This window comes from Rhodopseudomonas rhenobacensis (genome assembly GCF_014203125.1).
Classification (GTDB): Bacteria; Pseudomonadota; Alphaproteobacteria; order Rhizobiales; family Xanthobacteraceae; genus Rhodopseudomonas_A; species Rhodopseudomonas_A rhenobacensis.
This window is the reverse complement of sequence record NZ_JACHIH010000035.1, coordinates 26,741-45,937: the sequence shown is the minus strand read 5'-3', so window position 1 is coordinate 45,937 and position 19,197 is coordinate 26,741. Positions and strand designations below refer to the sequence as shown.

Annotated in this window: 17 protein-coding genes, 1 tRNA gene and 1 pseudogene; 9 read left to right on the top strand and 10 right to left on the bottom strand. The window is 61.6% G+C overall.

Features of this window, described 5'->3' with window-relative positions; all coding sequences use genetic code 11:
- The first annotated feature begins 330 nt into the window (after window positions 1-330).
- Window positions 331-537, top strand: coding sequence for a hypothetical protein (locus HNR60_RS20640; RefSeq protein WP_011471102.1), 207 nt, complete (start codon window positions 331-333; stop codon window positions 535-537).
- A gap of 7 nt (window positions 538-544) precedes the next feature.
- On the opposite strand, the gene HNR60_RS20635 is transcribed toward HNR60_RS20640, so the two are convergent.
- The 4 genes from HNR60_RS20635 to HNR60_RS20620 all read right to left on the bottom strand — a co-directional run bounded on the left by HNR60_RS20635 (window position 545) and on the right by HNR60_RS20620 (window position 3,028).
- Entirely contained in the window at window positions 545-1,240 is a 696-nt protein-coding gene (locus HNR60_RS20635) for a DsbA family protein (protein ID WP_184261587.1), read from the bottom strand.
- 87 nt (window positions 1,241-1,327) lie between these two features.
- Window positions 1,328-2,053: an LrgB family protein gene (locus HNR60_RS20630; protein WP_184261585.1), complete on the bottom strand. Its 726-nt coding sequence runs from the start codon at window positions 2,051-2,053 to the stop codon at window positions 1,328-1,330.
- Window positions 2,050-2,436, bottom strand: a complete 387-nt coding sequence (locus HNR60_RS20625) for a CidA/LrgA family protein (protein ID WP_184261583.1) — start codon at window positions 2,434-2,436, stop codon at window positions 2,050-2,052. The genes HNR60_RS20630 and HNR60_RS20625 overlap by 4 nt, the downstream gene beginning before the upstream one ends.
- Before the next feature lie 58 nt (window positions 2,437-2,494).
- A complete protein-coding gene (locus tag HNR60_RS20620) occupies window positions 2,495-3,028 on the bottom strand; it encodes a hypothetical protein (protein WP_184261581.1) in 534 nt (177 codons plus the stop codon).
- 253 nt (window positions 3,029-3,281) lie between these two features.
- Between HNR60_RS20620 and HNR60_RS20615 the strand changes: the two genes are divergently transcribed.
- Window positions 3,282-4,346: an AbrB family transcriptional regulator gene (locus HNR60_RS20615; RefSeq protein WP_184261608.1), complete on the top strand. Its 1,065-nt coding sequence runs from the start codon at window positions 3,282-3,284 to the stop codon at window positions 4,344-4,346.
- Window position 4,347: 1 nt separating this feature from the next.
- Here the strand turns inward: HNR60_RS20615 and HNR60_RS20610 are convergent, their stop codons facing one another.
- Window positions 4,348-4,899 (bottom strand): disulfide bond formation protein B, encoded by a 552-nt coding sequence (locus tag HNR60_RS20610; protein ID WP_184261579.1) that lies wholly within the window; start codon window positions 4,897-4,899, stop codon window positions 4,348-4,350.
- Window positions 4,900-5,185: 286 nt separating this feature from the next.
- Here HNR60_RS20610 and HNR60_RS20605 point away from each other — a divergent pair.
- The 3 genes from HNR60_RS20605 (at window position 5,186) to HNR60_RS20595 (ending at window position 9,394) form a co-directional block, all read left to right on the top strand.
- Window positions 5,186-5,270 (top strand) — tRNA-Leu (locus HNR60_RS20605).
- Window positions 5,271-5,439: 169 nt separating this feature from the next.
- Window positions 5,440-6,657 carry a tyrosine-type recombinase/integrase gene (locus HNR60_RS20600; RefSeq protein WP_184261577.1) on the top strand — a complete coding sequence of 406 codons (1,218 nt, stop codon included), beginning with the start codon at window positions 5,440-5,442 and terminating at the stop codon, window positions 6,655-6,657.
- A gap of 370 nt (window positions 6,658-7,027) precedes the next feature.
- On the top strand, window positions 7,028-9,394 hold the full coding sequence (locus HNR60_RS20595; RefSeq protein ID WP_184261575.1) for a hypothetical protein: 2,367 nt from the start codon (window positions 7,028-7,030) through the stop codon (window positions 9,392-9,394).
- A 288-nt stretch (window positions 9,395-9,682) separates the two neighbouring features.
- Here the strand turns inward: HNR60_RS20595 and HNR60_RS24515 are convergent, their stop codons facing one another.
- Both HNR60_RS24515 and HNR60_RS20585 read right to left on the bottom strand, forming a co-directional pair.
- Window positions 9,683-9,934 (bottom strand): helix-turn-helix domain-containing protein, encoded by a 252-nt coding sequence (locus HNR60_RS24515; RefSeq protein WP_184261572.1) that lies wholly within the window; start codon window positions 9,932-9,934, stop codon window positions 9,683-9,685.
- A 375-nt stretch (window positions 9,935-10,309) separates the two neighbouring features.
- Window positions 10,310-10,564, bottom strand: coding sequence for a hypothetical protein (locus HNR60_RS20585; RefSeq protein WP_210313705.1), 255 nt, complete (start codon window positions 10,562-10,564; stop codon window positions 10,310-10,312).
- Window positions 10,565-11,219: 655 nt separating this feature from the next.
- Here HNR60_RS20585 and HNR60_RS20580 point away from each other — a divergent pair.
- Entirely contained in the window at window positions 11,220-13,130 is a 1,911-nt protein-coding gene (locus tag HNR60_RS20580; RefSeq protein WP_184261571.1) for a ribonuclease H-like domain-containing protein, read from the top strand.
- Complete coding sequence (locus HNR60_RS20575) at window positions 13,115-14,185, top strand: adenylosuccinate synthetase (protein ID WP_184261568.1); 1,071 nt, start codon at window positions 13,115-13,117, stop codon at window positions 14,183-14,185. Before HNR60_RS20580 ends, HNR60_RS20575 begins: the two co-directional genes overlap by 16 nt.
- Here HNR60_RS20575 and HNR60_RS20570 read toward each other — a convergent pair.
- On the bottom strand, window positions 14,149-14,796 hold the full coding sequence (locus HNR60_RS20570; protein WP_210313704.1) for a hypothetical protein: 648 nt from the start codon (window positions 14,794-14,796) through the stop codon (window positions 14,149-14,151). The two genes, HNR60_RS20575 and HNR60_RS20570, sit on opposite strands and share 37 nt — an antisense overlap.
- Window positions 14,797-14,930: 134 nt before the next feature.
- Here HNR60_RS20570 and HNR60_RS20565 point away from each other — a divergent pair, with 134 nt between their 5' ends.
- Complete coding sequence (locus HNR60_RS20565) at window positions 14,931-16,028, top strand: dCTP deaminase/dUTPase family protein (protein WP_184261564.1); 1,098 nt, start codon at window positions 14,931-14,933, stop codon at window positions 16,026-16,028.
- 12 nt (window positions 16,029-16,040) lie between these two features.
- Here the strand turns inward: HNR60_RS20565 and HNR60_RS20560 are convergent, their stop codons facing one another.
- Window positions 16,041-17,210, bottom strand: coding sequence for a dCTP deaminase domain-containing protein (locus tag HNR60_RS20560; protein WP_184261562.1), 1,170 nt, complete (start codon window positions 17,208-17,210; stop codon window positions 16,041-16,043).
- A gap of 219 nt (window positions 17,211-17,429) precedes the next feature.
- Between HNR60_RS20560 and HNR60_RS24510 the strand changes: the two are divergent.
- A pseudogene (locus HNR60_RS24510) lies at window positions 17,430-17,676 on the top strand (IS3 family transposase); the annotation flags it as partial.
- Window positions 17,677-18,929: 1,253 nt separating this feature from the next.
- On the opposite strand, the gene HNR60_RS20555 reads toward HNR60_RS24510, so the two are convergent.
- Window positions 18,930-19,196 carry a conjugal transfer protein TraD gene (locus HNR60_RS20555; protein WP_184261560.1) on the bottom strand — a complete coding sequence of 89 codons (267 nt, stop codon included), beginning with the start codon at window positions 19,194-19,196 and terminating at the stop codon, window positions 18,930-18,932.
- Between the last annotated feature and the right edge of the window lies 1 nt (window position 19,197).

The window sequence follows — 19,197 nt, the reverse complement described above, 5'->3', positions numbered from 1 at the left end:
GTTGGGTTCGCTGAAGGTGACGCCGCTCAGACGGCTGGTGCGACGACGCGCCGTCGGTTTGCCCGATCTCGCGCAATTTGCTGCCGAGCGACAGCGGATCGAGCCGTTTCAATTGGGTTTATGTCAAGCCCGTCGCGATTTCTGCCCGCGCACCAGACGCGGGACGCTGTCGCGGTCGGCGTAAAGCGCCACGATCAACAGCACCACGCCGGCATGAAACAGCGCGGCGCCGACCGGCAATTTACCACGGCAAGCTTGGACGCGCCTGCGCCGCGGAACTTTCGCGACCCGCGCCGCGTTGGGGTGGCGAAATTCACCGGAGTTTGCGCGATGCGGATGTTTGTCGGAATGATTTTGGGCGCGCTGCTTCTGGTGGCCGGGGTCTACATCTACGATTCGATGCAGACCTCCAGCGTCGCCAACGGCGAGGTGGCGCAGGCCAATCGCACCATCGTCAATTGGGACGTCGCGCAGACCGATTGGGAAGCGCTGAAGGCGCGGGTGCAGCGCGACTGGGTCAAGCTCTCCGAGAAATAATCGCCGCTCACTTCTGCGCCGCGGCCTTGCGCGCGTCGGCGATCGCCAGCTTGAACTGATCCTTGGTCAGCACGCCCGGCACCCGGAATTTGCCGACGATGAACGACGGCGTGCCCTGGAAGCCGAAGGCTTTGGCCTGCGCATTGTTGCGCGCCAGAATCGCATCGATCTCTTTGCCCTTGCTATCGAGATCCGCGGTGGCGCGGGCGACGTCGATCCCGGCCGCGCTCAAGGCGTCGCGCACGCCGGCTTCGCTCAACCGCGAGGTGAGGCCGATCAGCGCCTCATGCGCCGCGATGTACTTGTCCTGAGACCTGGTCGCCAGCGTCAGCCGCGCGGCATAGATCGACGCGGCGCCGAGCACCGGCCAATCCTTGAACACCAGCCGGATCTTGCCGTCCTCCTGCGCCAGCGCCCGCAGCTCGGGCGCGACCTTGCGGCAATACGGGCACTGGAAGTCGAAGAACTCCACGATGCTGATGTCGCCATCGGCATTGCCCGCCACCGGCAGCTCCGGATCGCGCAGCACCGCGGCTTCCGACAGCACGTTGGCCTGGTCACCGCCGGCCGCGGGCGCCGCAGGCGCGGCGCGCGGCAGCAGGCCAAGCCCCAGCAGCAACGAGCCGGAGCCGAGCACGGCCAGCGCGCGGCGGCGGGTGCTGCGGGTGTCGGCGGTCGGCTGCAACGGGACGGTGTCGGTCATGGACTTCTCCAACCTGCCAGGCGGGTCAAAAGCGGGCGGCAGGAGCGCCGCCACATATAGTCGCTGGCCGCAGCAAAGATAGCCGGCTCAGCCGTGGCGCAGCAGCGTCGCCGCCAGCGGCACCAGCAGCGAGGTCAGCAGCGCGTTCAGGCTCATCGCGATGCCCGCGAACGCGCCGGCCACCGGATTGACCTGGAATGCCTGCGCGGTGCCGATGCCGTGCGAGGCCAGCCCCACGGCGAAGCCGCGGGCGCGAAAATCAGTGATCTTCGCAAGGTTCATCAGCGGCGTGACGATGATCGCGCCGATGATGCCGGTGATGATCACCGCCACCGCGGCGAGCGACGGATCGGCGTGGATCGATGCGGCGATGCCCATCGCCACCGGCGCGGTGACCGATTTCGGCGTCATCGACAGCATCACCAGGTCCGGCAGCCCGGCGGCCTTGGCCAGCACCACCACCGAGCCGATCGCGGTGACGCTGCCGACCAGGAGCGCCAGCAGCATCGGCACGATCGCCGCCATCACGGCGTTGCGGTTCTCGTAGAGCGGCACCGCCAGCGCCACCGTCACCGGGCCGAGCAGGAAGTGCACGAACTGCGCGCCTTCGAAATAGGTCTGATACGAGGTGCCGGTCAGCCACAGGAAGATGCCGATCACCCACATCGCGTGCAGCACCGGGTTGGCCAAGGGATTGCGGCGGGTCGCCTGCGACACCGCGTCGGTGATCGCATAGACCACCAGCGTCGTGGTCAGCCACAATAGCGGGCTTTGCGACAGATAGACCCAGAGCGCGAACGGATTTTCGATCACCGCGGACCTCGCCAGCGCGCCATCAGCCGCGCCGAGATCAGGAAGGTCGCGACCGTCACCAACAGCGTGATGACCACCGAGCCGATCAGCACGCCGGCGATCGCCGCGCCGTGCTCGGCGATCAGATCGAGTTTCTGCACCACGCCGACGCCGGCCGGTACGAACATCAGCGACATGTTGGCGAGCAGCACCTTGGCGGCTTTCTCGACGCCGTCATTGCGCAGCGGCCCGACCTCGAGCAGCGAGAGCTTGTCGCGCGCCAGCAGCAGCGTCAGCAGCAGCAACAGCCCGACCACCGGCCCGGGCAGCGCCAGGCCGAAACCGCGCACCAGCACTTCGCCGGCCAATTGGCACAGCAGGATCAGTCCGAGACTTGCGATCATCGCTCACACCGCCGGCGGCAACGGCCCACGGCCGGCCCGCGGCGGCATCGCGGCGCGGTTACGCGCCTTTCAGTTTCTTGTTGCATTCGCTCCAGTAGCCGCCGCCTTTTTGAATCCAGCGCAAGCCGCCGGTGGCGTTGCTGGCCTTGTTGAGTTTCCATTGATCGGCGCAGGTGTGCAACCGCGCGCGCGACGCGGTCTCCTTGGCGTATTTCGCATCCACCGTTGACGGGAATACGGCGGCCGTTGCCGGCGCAGCGGGTGTGGCTGCGGGCTTGTTCGCGGGCTTGTCGGCAACCGGCTTGTCGGCAACCGGCTTGTCGGCGGAAGGCTTGTCGGCGGAAGGCTTGGCCTGGGCCTCCTTCGGCTCGGCCGGGCTGGCCGCTGGCGTCGTAGCAGCGTCAGCGCCGCACTCGGCCTTGCGGAAATCCTGCCAGCTCTGGCCGTTCAGCGTGCCGGCGGTCTTGGCCGCCTGATATTTCGCGCTGCATTGCTGCGAGGTCAGCGCCTGCGCCGGCGCGACGGCGACGATGGCGGCGCCGCAGATCGCGGCTGCGCCGACCAGCGCAGTGATACGAGCTTGCTTCGTCATTGGGCTCTCCTGTCACCTAGCGAACAGCCGCATCCTAAGAGCATGAAACCGAAAAGTGGACTCCGGTCTGCAAAACCGCGCCGCGCGACGTTCGCCATTGGCCTCGACTCACCCGCGCAATGCTGCGTGGCGTCCGGTCCGATTGTCGGCTGGGGCGGCATTTGCCATAAGTCTAATGGCCTGCTGCAAGCCGCTGTCAAGTTGCAGTCTCCCCGGTCCAGCCTGAAGTCTTGCCGTGCCACGCCCCATCTCGATGTCGATCGCCCCGCAAAGCCGCGCGCAACTGCTGCGAACGTTCGAGACGATCGCGGTCGGCGCCGCCGGCGGCGCGCTGTTCTATTGGGCGGAGCTGCCGGGCGGGCTGATCACCGGGGCGATGATCGCGGTCGCCGCGGTCGGCATGGCAGGCCGCCCGCTCGGGCTGCCGCAGCCGGTCGGGCACGCCATCCTGATGACGCTCGGGCTGTCGCTCGGCGCCATGGTGTCGCCGCAGCTGATCAAGAATCTCAGTGCCTATCCCACCACCATCGCGCTGCTGGCGCTGGCCACCGCGTTGTCGACCTTCGGCAGCGCGCTGTATCTGCAGCGCGTCCACGGCTGGGACCGCGTCTCGGCGCTGCTGGCGGGCAGTCCCGGCGCGCTGTCGCAGATCGTCATGCTGGCCTCCGAGCGCAAGGCCGACGTCCCCGGCATCGCGGTGGTGCAGATTATGCGGGTGATCATCCTCACCGCCGGCGTGCCGCTGTTTCTCACCGCGACCGGAATGATGACGCACGGCCCGCTGCCGTCGCGCGGCTTGGCCGCGACGCCGCTGGCGCTGGCCGAACTCGCCGCGGTCGGGTTCGCGGTGGCGTTGCTGCTGCGGCTGGTGAATTTTCCGGCGAGCTGGATGTTCGGCGCGATGCTCGGCTCCGCGGTGCTGCACGGCAGCGGCTGGATCGACGGCACCCTGCCGCAATGGGCCTATATCGCAGCCTTGACCGGGATCGGCACCCTGATCGGGGCGCGGTTCAGCACGATCCGCACCCGCACGATTCTCAGCCATATCGGCGCGGCGCTCGGCTCGTTCGCGGTGGCGATGACGCTCTCGGCGGGCTTCGTCGCGTTAATCGCCTTCACCATGCCGGTGCGGATCGGCGACGTCGTGGTGGCGTTTTCGCCGGGCGCGATGGACGCCATGATGGCGCTGGCGCTGACGCTGCACGTCGATCCGGTGTTCGTCGGCGCGCACCATCTGTCGCGCTTCATCTTCGTCTCGCTGGTGACGCCCGGCATCATCCATCTGTTCGGCAAAGGGCCGGACGATCTCGACGATTAGGCTATTTCTTGCTCCCCAGCGCTGCCGCGCCGCGCCCGGCCAGCGCCGCCATCGCCAGCGACACCAGCACGTTGTAGCCGGCCAGCGACAGCCCGAGGAAGCGCCACTGCACCTCGTCGCAGCGCACCACCTTCACAGAATCCAGCTTATCGAGCAGCCCGCCGCGGCTGAAATCGACGATCGGCCCGCTGCAGTCGCTCGGCCCCGGCCAGAACCCCCATTCGACGCCGGCGTGATAGGCGGCGAGCCCGGCATTGCCGAGCATCACCAGCGCCAGCACGGCGAGGCCGCCCAGCAGCAGGCCGCGCGGCACGCCGCGGCGGGCGAGGAGCGCGATGGCGAGCGCCAGCGGGATCGCCAGATAATAGGCGTAGCGCTGCTCCAGGCAGAGCGGGCAGGGCACGAGGTTCAGCGCCAGCTGGAAGAACCAGGCGCCGCCGAGCGCCGCTCCGCCGATCACGGCGACGCTGAGCGCCGCCCACCGCGCCGCGTTCCGGCGGGCGTCCGCCGGCCCTGCCTTGCTGCGGGTGTCCGCCAGATTGTTCAGCGCCACGGCATCGTCTCCTGGTTCCAACCGCTGCCTACCCCCGGGCAGGCGCGCTGTCGAGCCGGCCGCGATCAAAGCGCGGTGTTCGCCGGCACGCCTGACGGGGGCGGGCGGGCTGCCGGAGAGGGCGATGGCCGGCCTCCGTCGGGCGGGGTTGGCCTCGGTGCCCCGGCGACGTCGTTGCTGGACGCGCGGTGGATGTTTCCCCTGAGCCAAGGGCAGCGGGTTGACCGCGCGGGCGCGCCCGCTATATTCCGCCCGCTTCGCGACCGCGGCTTGCCGCGGTCCGAGGGCCCCTGTGGCGGAACTGGTAGACGCGCTCGACTCAAAATCGAGTTCCGCAAGGAGTGCTGGTTCGATTCCGGCCAGGGGCACCATCCTACCGTTCGCCCTCGTTCGCCGGTCATCAATAAAGTCGGGCACAAGTCGCATTTATTCGTGCGCGGTCGTTCGCCCGGATTTCCTGGTATCCGGACGAATTCATGGTATCCTTCATGGTAGATTGCGGGGGTCATGGTATCGTGATTTTTGGGTGGAATCGAACCCATGCCGGTCAAGAACGACACCTATTTTCGGCACCTGAAGCCGGCCGAAAAGGATTACAAGCGCTCCGATAGTGGCGGTCTCTTCATGCTCGTCACCAAGACCGGATCAAAGCTCTGGCGCTATGGCTACAACTTTGACGCCAAGCAGAAGCTGCTCGCGCTCGGCCAGTATCCACTCATCTCACTCGCGGATGCCCGCACCAAGCGCGACGATGCCAAGAGGTTGTTGGCAGAGGGCATCGATCCCTCCATTGAGCGCAAGGCGGAACGCCGAGATGCGCGCATCGCGCGAAGCCATACATTTGAGGCCGTGGCCAAAGAACTCATGGACAAGTTCAAGGCCGAAGGAGATGCGCCAACGACCCTGAAGAAAAAGCAATGGCTGCTGGATTTTGCCAACAAGGAGTTTGGCAAGCGGCCGATCGCCGAAATCAAGGCGCCTGAAATCCTGGACGCCCTGAGAAAGATCGAGAAGCGCGGAAGACATGAGACCGCGACCCGCGTGCGAAGCACCGTTGGCGCTGTGTTCCGCTATGGCATCGCGACCGGACGAGCCGAACGAGATCCGGCCGCAGACCTGCGCGGCGCTCTGATCACCCCGACTGTCACTCACCGCGCAACAATCGTCGAGCCTGACGCCGTGGGTGCCTTGCTCCGCGCCATTGATGGCTTCGAGGGAAACGCCGCGATACGCTATGCGCTGAGGCTCGCCCCACTCTTCTTCGTCCGACCTGGAGAACTCCGAAAGGCCGAATGGGCGGAGTTTAAGCTTGAAAACGCCGAATGGCGCATCCCTGCCGCGAAGATGAAAATGAGGCGCCCGCATCGGGTGCCTCTCGCCCATCAGGCACTGTCCATCCTTCGCGAGCTTCAAGGTATCACCGGCGGATCGAAATATCTCTTTCCATCGGTGCGATCCTGGCATCGTCCGATCAGTGACAACACACTCAACGCCGCTTTGCGCCGTCTCGGCTACGACAAGACCGAGCTGACTGTCCATGGGTTACGATCGACTGCATCAGTGCTGTTGAACGAAAGCGGCAAATGGCATGCCGACGCCATTGAACGTCAGCTTGCACATCAAGAGCAGAATGAGGTCCGGGGCGCCTATATTCATGCCGCCGAATTCTGGGAAGAGCGCGTTCGGATGATGCGCTGGTGGGCCGACGAACTGGATCGACTGCGAGACCATGGGCGGGTCGTTAAGATCCGCGCGTGAACCGATTGCACCAATGGTAGACCGGTTGATGCTTGTCATCGCGGCGAATGAGCACGGGTCGTCGCCCACTACCTGACCCCGGTTTTCGGCGAACGATCACGTGACGCGAGGGAGGCCGCTGAGAGACTATCCTCGCGTTTGCCCGTATGCGTGCGCGTGATGATTTCGCGTGCTTCGACTAGCAGAGGAGCTCCGGATTGGACGCCGATCACCCCGAAAGCGGAGTCCTTATTCCACGCCGAAGCGGCAAGGGCGCTTGCCCTGCGAGCTCGCTGTCAACCAATGGGATCAGGAAACTCAGAGACGAAGAATAGAATCGGGTATGGAGACCGTTCTCCCACATTATGGACAACCGCCTAGCCCTATACGCATGCCTGACACCTCACACACCAAACTATTCGCTCGTAAGATCTCCGACTTCTGCCGCCTGCGTATCGACCCGGTGCTCCCTCCGCAGGAAAGCGCTCGGATCAGAACGTTTCTGCTGCACCTGATCGCAGGTTCTGTAACGCCACCGCGCAAACTGCGCGGATACGATTGGGAAGAAATTGCACTCCAGTGTGGTCTCGACGAGAAGGCCTTATGGAACGCCAAGGCAACGATCGAACCTGCCCTCGACGCCATCACCCGCAATACCAAGCCCCTCACCGGGCGGCCTGCGATTGCTGCCCCGTCGCGCAAAAATCCGACGTCTGTGCCGCGCCGGGGGCGCCCCTCGAAGCAACTCTCAAAGGATGAGCGCTCGGAGGGCCGCCGCGGAGTGGCTGACCCATCAAAGCGGAAAGCGGCAATGGACCGACAGAAACCGGGCCAAAAACCGCGCGCCATCGAGGAGTTTCCTGAACCTCTGTTTCAGCAATGGATCGAACCGACGTCCTTTCCAGAAGCGCTTGAGCTTCACATGCGCCGTCATGGTGATAGCTATTGGCACCTCCATCGCGCGGTAGTCCGAGATGACGAAAACCTCGACCGTTCGACGATTCGTCATTGGCTGCAGGGATCAAAGGCACCACGCAGCGCGGCGAGCATGGAGGTGCTGGCGCGCATCGAGCGCCGCTACCGCCTGCCAGCAGAATATTTCAAAGCAAAGCTGCCGCATCAGACACGCTCCACTACCGGACATATGCTTGAAGATATAAGCGCTGCGGAACGACGACGGCTTGCATGGCATCTGCCTGACGACTTCAACATGCGGTCACGCGAATCGCAGGAAGAGATTCTGGAATGGGTTCGGCGCGTTATCATCAATGGCTCTACGGACTATAGGCGTTATCAAGCAGCCGCGATGAAACAGCGCTATGCAATCCGCTTTCCTGGCAATGCCTACGGCCAGTCCGAGACCCCGAAAGAGAGCTGTCGAGATCGGTATGAGCGATATGACGATGATGGTGCTTCGTTCACTGACCCCGACCTGATGTCCGGCGTTATCGATGCCCCTCCCGCCCTCGCCATGGAGATGGCTGAGCTTATCCGATTCAAGACCGCGACGCTTACCGCGTTCGGCCTGCAACGTAACGGAGTTTGGGGTGAAGAGACTGCGTCGCAAAAGGTCGAGCATCTCGGATTGATGTTCGGTGCGCTGGCAGCGCAGCCGCAAGGTCCGGTGCGCGGCTATGGGGTGCCGTCTAACCATTTGACCTTCGGTCTACTCGTCTTCCCGTCGATCTGGGACTGGTATGTACAATGGCGCGAACGGCGCCGCGGTTTCTACACCGCATGGGAAGTAGACATGCTGCGCATTTCGCTCGCTCTGACGCGCAAAGATACCGGTTGGCTGCGGCAGCATCCTCATCTCGCATCCCGCGTACGTCCGATCGAAGGACTGGTTTCGCAGAAGGATATCGAGCGCGCCCAAGCCGACTGGGACGACGCCTGCGACATCTACTTCAAGCACGCCTCATCCCGAGCAAAGGAAATCCAGCGTGTTGCGCGCGTCCATCGCGATCCCTTCGAGCCGATCATGCCGGTGCTCGAAGCCGACAGTCCTGTCGGCGAGTACCGAAAGATCACCGAGGAGATCCTTCGGCTGATGCCGGATGAGCGCCTCTATCGTCGCTCGGCAGCCGAGGCTGTCCGATCGTTCCTGATGTTGCGCTTCGGGTTGCATCTTGGATTGCGTCAGAAGAACCTGCGTCAACTGATGGTCTGCGAGCGTGGCAAGCTAGCTCGATCCGAGCGCCAACTCGCGGATATGAAGCGGGGAGAGCTGCGTTGGAGCGAGCGCGATTGCGGCTGGGAGGTTCTAATTCCAGCCGTCGCGTTCAAGAACGCCAACTCGTCGTTTTTCGGCAGCAAGCCCTTTCGTCTGATTCTACCAAACCTTGGCGGTCTCTACGACCACATCGAAGCGTATATTGGTCGACATCGAGAGACGCTTCTCAGAGGAGCGGCAGACCCCGGCACCTTCTTCATTAAGACGGTGAAGGCGACCAGCAGGGATGCCTCATACGATCAGAACACCTTCTATGAGGCCTGGCGTCTGACCATCCAGCGGTACGGCATCTACAACCCGTACACCGGCCGCGGCGCAATTAGCGGCCTTCTGCCCCACGGCCCTCACAACGTCCGCGACGTTCTGGCCACGCACATCCTGAAGCAGACTGGCTCTTACGAACAGGCGAGCTACGCCATTCAGGACACGCCCGATATGGTCGCGCATCACTACGGTCGCTTCTTGCCGCAGGACAAGGCCGCCCTAGCAGCCCGGATTTTGAATCAAGTATGGGAGGCGGCCTAGATCGCTACCACCGGCGAGCGTCGAGCCTTACGTCCGGCTGAGGCGCTGGTCGCTGTCGATCAGCAATATCAAGCGCGCCGCGGAGCGTCCTGCACCTGCGCTTGCCGCAGGATTGAATAAAAGTCGTTCCGGGCTCGATTATGAAGACCTAGGCGCGGCGTTTTCAGCCGGCCATCCTCGCTGCACGCATTGTCAGGCGGGGGTGCTCGTCAACGTACCTCCGCAGACCGGATGGTCCGTAAAAGTCATAGCGACAGCTAAATAACCGCACAATTAGGCTTCATCTGCTCACGGCAAGCGGGACTCCAACAATGACTGGAGCGACCGCACTAGCACCAGACGTCGCCGACCGACCGTCGTCGTTGTGAGATGACCATCTCCGATAAGTTCGTAAAGTTTGGTACGCCCCAAGCCGGTAACCGCGCACGCTTCGGCAATCGTGCAGCTGAGCCGCTGTGCGAATGGAATGCCAGCCCCCACGTTATCAGCAACCGTTGGAACTTGAATAGCGTCACCCTCTTGTTGCCGACCGCGCCGCATGGATCCTCCACTTTCACCAAGACCTCGGCGTAAGATTTGATCGCACTGGCTTGCGAGTCAATTGATGCTGCCGGCTACGTTGGCGTGCGTTCGGCGACGCCGGCGAATAGTAGAGGGGTGCCGGATACAAAAGACGAAACTGATTTCTTTTTGAAATATCATCAGTCGCGATTTACGGAGCCTGCGTGGTGCCATCGATGCCGCCGATAGCTGAGCATCGGCCTGTAGCGGCCCTCGCCGCCGCCGCGACGTGCTCCTGTGGCGAAAATGCGTTAGACGCGTTCAGATATCGGCGATGAGACTGGAGCCCCCCACTGGTGAGTGATGTCTGCAGGAATTGGCGGGCCTTCAACGGGACATGTCAGCCGGAAAACTCTAACCGCCGGTGGTCCAAAGTTCGGTCTCAGAGCACTCCGGACTTCCGCCGCGCGGCGTGATGTATAGCCAGGACTGGCAGTCGGTGCATCGGAAGCAGTCGAGCAGTTCTTTGAACGCGTCAACAACCGGCGTGAAGTCATTTTTTCCAAAATTGGCCCATTCATTGTAGTGGACCGCTTTGTTGACGGCCCATTGTTCGACATTGCTAGCTACGGCGGAACTGGAAAGCTTTGTCTTGCGAGCGGCTGCCATTGTCGCGCCTGCTGGCGCAGCCGGGAACGGACGGTATACTTTGGCCCGTGAATTGTAACCTGGTCCGGGTTCGCGCATAACGCGCATCAGGGAACTGCCCACGACTTGGCACTTCGGAGAGAACCCCGGGCCAATCGCCTTGCCCCCGGTTCTGCTTCGGAATCCTATCTATCGTCCGGTGGATTGGCCCCGCCTTTTTCCATTTCCCCGCGTTTCGGGTCCGCAATAGGCGGTCTCCATTGACCCCGGCGCTTGCCGGAATTTAGAGCAATACGCAACTTGCGGCGGGGTGGAGTCAGTCTTGGACGCGGATTGGGGATCAAAGGCCACGCGGACTTACACGAACGCGGGCCGAAGAAATGCGGTGGCCGGGCCTCAAGTTGTGCAAAATCCCCGTAAAGACGCAATTTCAGGGTCGCACGCACGTGCATAACCGTTAAAGAACGCCGACGGAAGGGCGTGGCCCGAGACCCGTCTTCCAGGCCGTTTGGCGTGCGTAGAGGCGGAGATTTAGGCGCGGGATCGAATGCCTTCATTGTGTTGTGGAGCGATGCATGCTCGGCGAGCCGCTGCGGGAAAGCAGCTTTCCACCCGGCCAGGATCGGAGTTAACCTCGGCGAAGTCGCGCAGCAGCGCATGAGGGCGGAGCGACAGCGTGTTTCCATTGTTCGACGCAGAACGAATCAGGCCGCCGGTGTCGCGGCAGCGGGCGACCGCCTCCGCTCGCAAAAGTTCCCCCACGATTGAGGCGCGTTTGGCGTCGGTCCTTTCGCAGAACGCGCGCGTCCTGTTTCTCGACATTGAGACAACCGGGCTGAGCTGGTTTTATGATGAGATAACGATCGTCGGTTGGGCGATCGGCGGCGAATACAAGGTGATCGTCAAAGGCGAAGATCCCGCGCCGCTTCTCCGGGATCTCGCCTCCGCAACCGTTCTGGTTACGTTCAACGGAACGCTGTTCGATCTCCGGTTCCTCCGCAAGACGTTTGGCAACATTACGCTGCCGCCGAACCACGTCGATCTGCGATATCTTGCTAGGCGGATAGGTCTCGCAGGCGGACAGAAGAACATCGAGCGCGAACTTGGCGTCGATTTCCGGATGGAGCTTGAGGACGTCGATGGCGCTGCGGCGGTCCTACTGTGGCACGAGTATCTGCGGGGCAATTTGGCATCGCTCAAGCGGCTGGTGCTTTACAACCGAAGCGACGTTCTCGGGATGGCGGTCATCCTCGACGTAGTGCTGGCCCGTCTGAACGTGCAGCACGACTTCTGGCTGACCCAGCCGGCATTCAGCGAAGACGCACGCAGTATCTTTGTCCAGCCGGCTCCCCCGATCGAGGATCGCGCATTGGAGCCCAATGTTCCATTTCGAATCTTCCGCTCGATCTTTACTGGAACGCCGGCCGAGCGTGCCCGCATCGTCGGCATCGATCTAACCGGCTCCGAACAGCGCGGTTCGGGGTGGTGCACGCTGGATGGCGACATGGCGGAGACGTTCACTGTCCACTCCGATCAGGAGATGATCGATCGGATCATCGCCCTCAAGCCCTCTCTGGTGTCCATCGACTCTCCGCTTTCACTTCCGTTCGGACGCACCGTCGTTACCGATAATGATCCGGGACGTCAGCAGTACGGAATCATGCGTCAATGCGAGCGCGAACTGAAGCGACGAGGGGTCAACGTCTATCCCGCACTGCTGCCAAGTATGCAGGGGCTTACCCGCCGAGGAATGCTGCTTGCAACCCGGATCCGTGCCAAGGGAATCGCGGTGATCGAAAGCTATCCCGGAGCCGCACAGGACATCATGGCAATTCCGCGCAAGGGAGCCGGGATCGAATATCTGAAGCGCGGTCTTTCGGAGTTTGGGATCCGCGGACGATACGTTGCCGAAGACGTCACGCATGACGAGTTGGACGCGATCACCGCTGCATTGGTGGGCTCGTTCTTTCTGGCGGGTAAATACGAGGGGCTGAGCGGACCGACGGAAGGAGCGCTGATTGTGCCGAAGCTGACCGCCACGGAGGACATGCCGCTTGTCATCGGCATCAGCGGGCGTATCTGCTCCGGCAAAACGACCGCCGCGCGCATGCTAGAAAAGGCGGGCTTTGCCTATACCCGTTTTAGCCTGGTCATCGACGACGAAATCACAGCAGCCGGTGGCTCGTTGGATCGGGCGACCCGGCAGCTCGTCGGCGACGAGATTCACCGCGAGAAGGGGCAGCGCTGGCTATGTGAACGCGTTCTTGACCGAATCGGCCAAGAGCGCATTATCGTCGTTGACGGCTTGCGCTTTCCGGAAGATCGAGCATTTTTTGTCGAGCGGTTCGGAAGCCGATTCATCCATTTGCATATCTTCGCAAGCGATGAGACACGCAGGAACCGGTATAAAGACACGGTCGTCCCGTTCGCAGTCGCCGACGGTCAGCCGGTGGAGGCGGGGATCGACCTGCTTTCGGAACTCGCGCAGGTGACCGTGGAGAACGAAGGCAGCTTGGCAGATTTGGAGCAAACACTGATGCGGCTAATATCGGACCTGTCGAAGAGCGATAGATGCCTGTCTCAGTAGTTGTCGGGGGCCAATACGGCTCCGAGGGCAAGGGAAAGGTGGCTCTCACCGTTGCGCGTGAGCGCGATGCGCGATGCGTCATCCGTGTCGGCGGGACAAATTCCGGCCATACCATCGTCGACGATAACGGCATGCTACGGTCCCTGCGTCAGTTGCCGGCATCCGTGTTCGCGAAGGGTACGATTGCATTGCTTCCGCCGGGCGCCCTGATCGACGTTGACATATTCGAGAGGGAAGTCGCCGAGCTGGGGCTCGGGCCGGATCGCGTGGTCGTAAGTCCCTTCGCCGGCTTGATCACGGCCGAGGATCGGGAAGCCGAACGCTCGTCCGGGCTCATTGACCGGATCGGCTCCACTGGATCCGGAACCGGCGCAGCATTAACACGTCGTGCCAGCAGGTCCCCTTCCGTGCGGTTGGCGTCCCACGAAGACCGCTTGCGACCGTATCTGCGGGACACCGCCGACCTGATGCGCGGAATCCTGCAGGAGGACCAGTGGATCGTGATCGAGGGCTCCCAGGGCTTCGGGCTGTCGCTCCTTCACGGAGGTTTCTATCCGCATGCGACCAGCCGAGACACGACTGCTGCGGCATTCGTGAGTGAAGCCGGGTTGAGCCCGCGCGACGTCGAGGAGATTGTCCTCGTGCTGCGGGCCCATCCGATCAGGGTCGCAGGCCCGTCGGGGCCGCTGGAAGACGAAATCACCTGGAAGGACTTGGCGGCCCAAGCCGGCCTGCCGGAGGACTACAGGGAACTGACCACAGCCACGCACAAAGAGCGGCGCATCGGCCGCTTCGAAATGGACGTCGTCCGCCGTGCGATCCAGGCCAACCAGCCAACGTCGATCGTCCTAAACCATGTCGACTACCTGGATAGTGCCCTGCGCGACGGCAGGCAGAGCGTGCTTGCACGCGACTTCCTGCGTGTGATCGAGGCGCCGTTAGGGAGGAAGATCGATCGGATCGGTCTCGGACCTAACAGTCTCGTTCCGAGGTCGGATTTCGAAGAAAAGCCCGACGCTCAGCCCAGCTCGAGGCAGGCCCGCAAGGTGTCCTGAGAAATCCTGTCGATTGCCGCAGAGAGTGATCGAAGGTGGCGGTCTTGCGAGACGATCCAGAAATGACGGCATGATCCCCGCCGAGCGAGGAAGTGCTTGATCAGCGGCGCGTCCGGGAATCTCTCCGTGAATTTCTCGCGGAGGATTTCTGCCTGCCGTGCAACGGTCGCCGTGCGGTTTAAATGATGATAGACGATCAGCGAGTGGCCTTGTGCCCAGAACGCCTCGAGCTCATTCCAATACGCGTACTTTCCGCTCTTTGGCGAATGTTGATGCACCGAAATAGTCTCGATTCCGTTGTCCGGGTCCAGGAAGACAAGTTCATGCCCGCGGGCAGTCGTGAGAGCCTTCTTCAGCCAGACCGCCCGATGACGTGCCCGTTCGGAGCGCACCAGTTTCGCATCTTCGGCCTTGTCCGAGATCGAGGCCGGGAAGAAAGTCGTGTTCGCCGGCAGTAGCTTTGAAGCCGCTATAGCCCGCACGCTTCTGCGGCCCTTTTCAACGATGCGGGCGAGCCCGGCATGCAATTCGGGATCAAGCTGTGCAAGAACCGGATCGCGGAGGTAGCTGATGTGCCGCCCGTCCGCATTGTGGTCTTCGTCCGTGTACAAGTACCATATCACTGCGATTCGGAAGTTCGTGCTGCGGGCGAGCGCTCTAAGCAGAGCGTATTTTGCGAAATCGCCGACATCGCCTACATATCGATTTTGCATTACTCTCGCTCTTCAGCTTCCGAGTATTTTCAATGGACCTCAACCGAATCGCCGAGAACGATACAGAAGCTCTAGCCCGCGCCGAGCGATTCGAGAACTTCGATCCCTTTCCAAGCATACCTCGCGCCCTTCTGTCATCAGCCGAAATCGCCGACTACGCTCGCGTAACCGGGATGTTGCATCCGTTCTCGATGGCGCAACTGAAGTCTGCATCATATGAAGTTTTCATGGGCGGACAGGTCATCTCGTGGGATGGATCGGGCCTCCGAATGGACGCAACAATCGAGAAAGGCAGCCCACTAACTCTCAAGGCGAACTCCATCGTGTTCGTCGAAGTCGAGCCGATTTTCCGGCTGCCGAACTATATCGCGATACGCTTCAATCTTCGGATTACGCACGTCCACAGAGGATTGTTGCTCGGTACAGGACCGCTGGTCGATCCCGGCTTTCATGGCAAGCTTCTGATTCCCCTGCACAATCTCACGTCGTCAGACTACAGCATCGACACGAGCGAGGCGTTGATCTGGATTGAGTTCACCAAAACGACCTTCGGCATAGAGCCTGACGAAGAGTTGGCGCTTCGACCGCGAGATTTTCGGGGGTTTCCGAAGGGAAAACGGAATTTCAAACCGGATCAATATCTCCGTAAGGCAAATGGCCCCAATCCGATTCAAAGTTCTATCCCTGCCGCCATCGCGGTCTCAGCCGAGGCAGCGAAGCAGGCGGCGCTCAGCGCCGCCGACTCCCTGAAAACTACCGAAAGGCTCGATAGACGGCTTCAGGGTCTCGGAATCGGGGCCGCCGGCTTCGCGCTCTTCGTCACGCTCCTGACCTTAGCCGGACTCGGCTACAGCCTCTATCAGATCGGGCAACAGTTCATTTCGATGGCCCAGAATTCCCATTCATTGATAGCTACTATCCAGCAAGGTGCAGGGAGCGACACCAAGGCGGCTAACGACAAGACGGCTCAGACCCAGGAAAAAATCGACAAGCTTTCCGCGGAATATCGAGACCAGTTCGAGAAGCTCACGTCGCGCGTGAACGAGCTCACCGCATCGATTCAACAGCCAAAGCCTGTCGAGCCGACTGTCAGACGCAAGAAGCGGGGAAGAAAAGGCCGGGCCAGGTGAGCGGGCAGCACCTCAAGGGTTGGTGCGCGGGCTCTGCTGTTGCGGCTGCGCCGGGCTACCCCTCCTCAGTTCCTCGTTTTCTCGTTGCAAAGTGAGAACTCTCTGCTCGATTGCTTTTGCAATCGCCAGCGCGTCCGAGGCATTCTTGTCAGACACGCTGATTTTCGCCGACTGCTCCTCGTACCTTTTGTGTGGCGCCAGATATTGGACGACAAATAGGGTGCCAACGCCGACGAATAGGCAGACTGCCATGGAGGCGATCCAGCTTATGCTCAGAAAGCGTCTGACCTCACGGATCCTCCGGCTCAACGGGGCCGGGTAGCGATCAAGCGAGACTCTGGAGAGACGGGACTGCCAGTGCGAGAAGAATGCCATGACGAAAGCTGCTATCGAAAGCCCCAGCGTCAAGGGACCGAGATAACCTGCATATTCATCAAGCGCGGTCGACCCCGCCTTCGAATAGATAGCGAGCAACGTCAGCGCCATCGCGAAAACCGCAAACGAGATCTGCGTGAACTGAATGAAGCGGCCCTCGAGGGTCTTCAATGATTCCTCGAATTCCTCGATCTTTCGCCCCGCGCGCGTGAACAACGCGCTTTGGAAGTCGATGATATTGAACTCCTCGAGGATGATGCGCGTCGGCGGGAATTTGTACCGGACCAATTCCTTTCCCTTTGCAGGGTTGAACGGCGTGGTCCGTGAGAAGTCCATCAGCGCGAGCTCTTCGCCCCTATACAGGGTGACGGGTTTGTCGGACAGATTGTAAATCGGACAGAACAAGTAGCCCGCGTAGCCCGGATCAACCTGAGGGCCGCCCACCCATAATAGGCCCGCATAGGCATGTCGGACCCTGATGTTCCACCGAGCAATCATGAACCGGGGAAGCCGCACCCTTTCCCCGGTTTTGATGACGGCCACTTCGAATGGCTGGATGGTCACATGGCTGTCCAGCGTCATATACTGTCCCGACATGAAATATTCGTCGCCGACCGTTAGTTCGTATCCTGCTGGCTTTAGATTCGCCTTTTTAAAAGGCGCAATCAAATTGTGCTCCTCGGCGAACAGCGTGATCTCATCGCTCAGCAGGATACCCGCACCGCCCGGCGACGGGTCGACTTCGAGCGGTGGAATTCTTGAGATTTCAGCGAGCTCCTTGGCCTTCTTTTTCTTAAGATCCGTCAAGGTGTCCCCCGTTTTATGCAATCGGCGCGAAAGGGTATAACTGTGGAATGACTATCCGTCGAATACTGATGTCTATCGCCGGCCTAACGACGGTTGTACGAATTGCCGATTGATCGATTCGGAGAGGGTCCCGCATTGAGAGCCGGCCCCGAAAATCTGCAGGACGATAATTGGAGTTTCTGCCTGACAGCGGCGATAGTCGCCGTAACAGGAGATACCATGCTCAGACGACCGCCCCGAAACCACACAGCGGGCTTCAAGGTGGCGCTTGCCGCCGTCAAGGGCGATCGAACGCTGGTTCAGCTGGCCGAGCATTTCGATGCCCACCCAACCGGATCACGACCCGCAAGGTGCAGCTTGAGTGGGGTAGTCTCGGGAGTTTTCGGGCCGGGAGGCTCTGGCAGTCCCCGCCGTCGATGTGAAATTGCTGCACGCCAAGATCAGAGAGCTGACACTGGAGAACGATTCCTAAGAAACCGCGCTGGCAGGCGAAGCCTCCATTGGCTGCAGGAGAAATCCGAACAGCTTGGCGCGCCACTGTAGATTGTCGATCACGCACTTTCGGTGCCGTGTCTCATAGAATGACGCGCCGGGATCGACGTACTCCATTCCGTGACGTACGGCGTTCTAAAACAGGACTGCGATCTTGCGCGCCGCGGCCGTGACCGCCTTGGCCTTCTCGGGACCCCATGCCGATAGCGTGCGAGACACGGTGCCGATCAACAGTAAGGGCACTGGACTCGCAGGTGCACGGCTTTGCCATCAAGCGGGCGGTTCGGTCAATATCAAAAAGTTGGCTGGGACCCGGGACATTACGGAGCGCATGCAAGCCGTTCCGCCATTAGCGCACGGGATGCCCATCTTCGGCTTTGGCCGCCGGTTGCGAAGCTCGTTCAGCGATGAAAGAAGCCAGAGCCGTCGCGGACGGAGTCGGAACTGTCTTGCTTGTCGAGGATCATCCCGAAGTCGCGTTATCCAGTACGTTGCTGCATTCTACAGGCGGCTGTCAGCGCGAATCGGTAAACCGAGCGAACGGAATCAAAGGGGGGCAGGCCAAATCCGATGTGGGTCAATTTTCGATCAGTATTCACGAGCCTGCGGAAATGCTGAAGGGTGAATCCCGTTGGAGATTGCGGTTCTGACGTGCGAGACCACGTGCCGTTCGATGCCAACCAAAAGATCGTCGAGCGCCCCCCTCACCCATGTCAGCAATCCCGCGCACATGATCAATATGCCGCTTTCGGTTCTCATCAATGAGGCGTCAGCGCGGGCGGGGCGAAAGTGCTGGAGCAAGCCGACGTGATGTGCGACCTGGTCGGGCTTCATCTGGAGCAGGCGCGGATCGCAGTCCGCGTCCGCCCCATACGATGAGGCACCCGATCCGGATATCATCGTGAGGCGCTTTGCCGTGTACGCGATCGGCGATGCCAGCGCGACAACAACGCGCCACTCCGGAGCCGGTCAGCATAGTTCGGCGGTCGGCATGTGAACAAGCGCCCGAGAGTGATCGTTCCACTGCAAATTCCACTGCAAATTGGATCAATAGCTTAACGTGCCGGTCGGCGTCGGAAACCCGAGCCGATCTACAATCGGGCTGTTTGCGCCTCGCTCAGAGCGCAGGGGGCCGCAGATATTGTACGGTGCCATTCGGTCGGCGCCAAGCCGCGCGATGGCGGGCAGCGCTGCGATATCTGGAATCTCCGCGCTGTCCGCCATAGGTCATGTCCGATCTTCCTGTTTCTGCGAGACGGTGAGCTTCTCTCCATTGCGCTCTGCCTCGAAAGCTTGCTTTCCCTTCGCGGCCCAGAGCCCCCGTGCAAGTTCACGCTGATCACTTCGAAGCTTGTCGGCCATCCAGAGCAGCGCGCCGTAAATCATGGCGCGGTCGTCGCCGGTCCGCTCCACAATCCCGGCCTTGGCGATAAGGCCGCCGAGTTCGATCAGATGCCGCGTACGCTTGCGGCGCTCGACTTGCCACGAACGCATG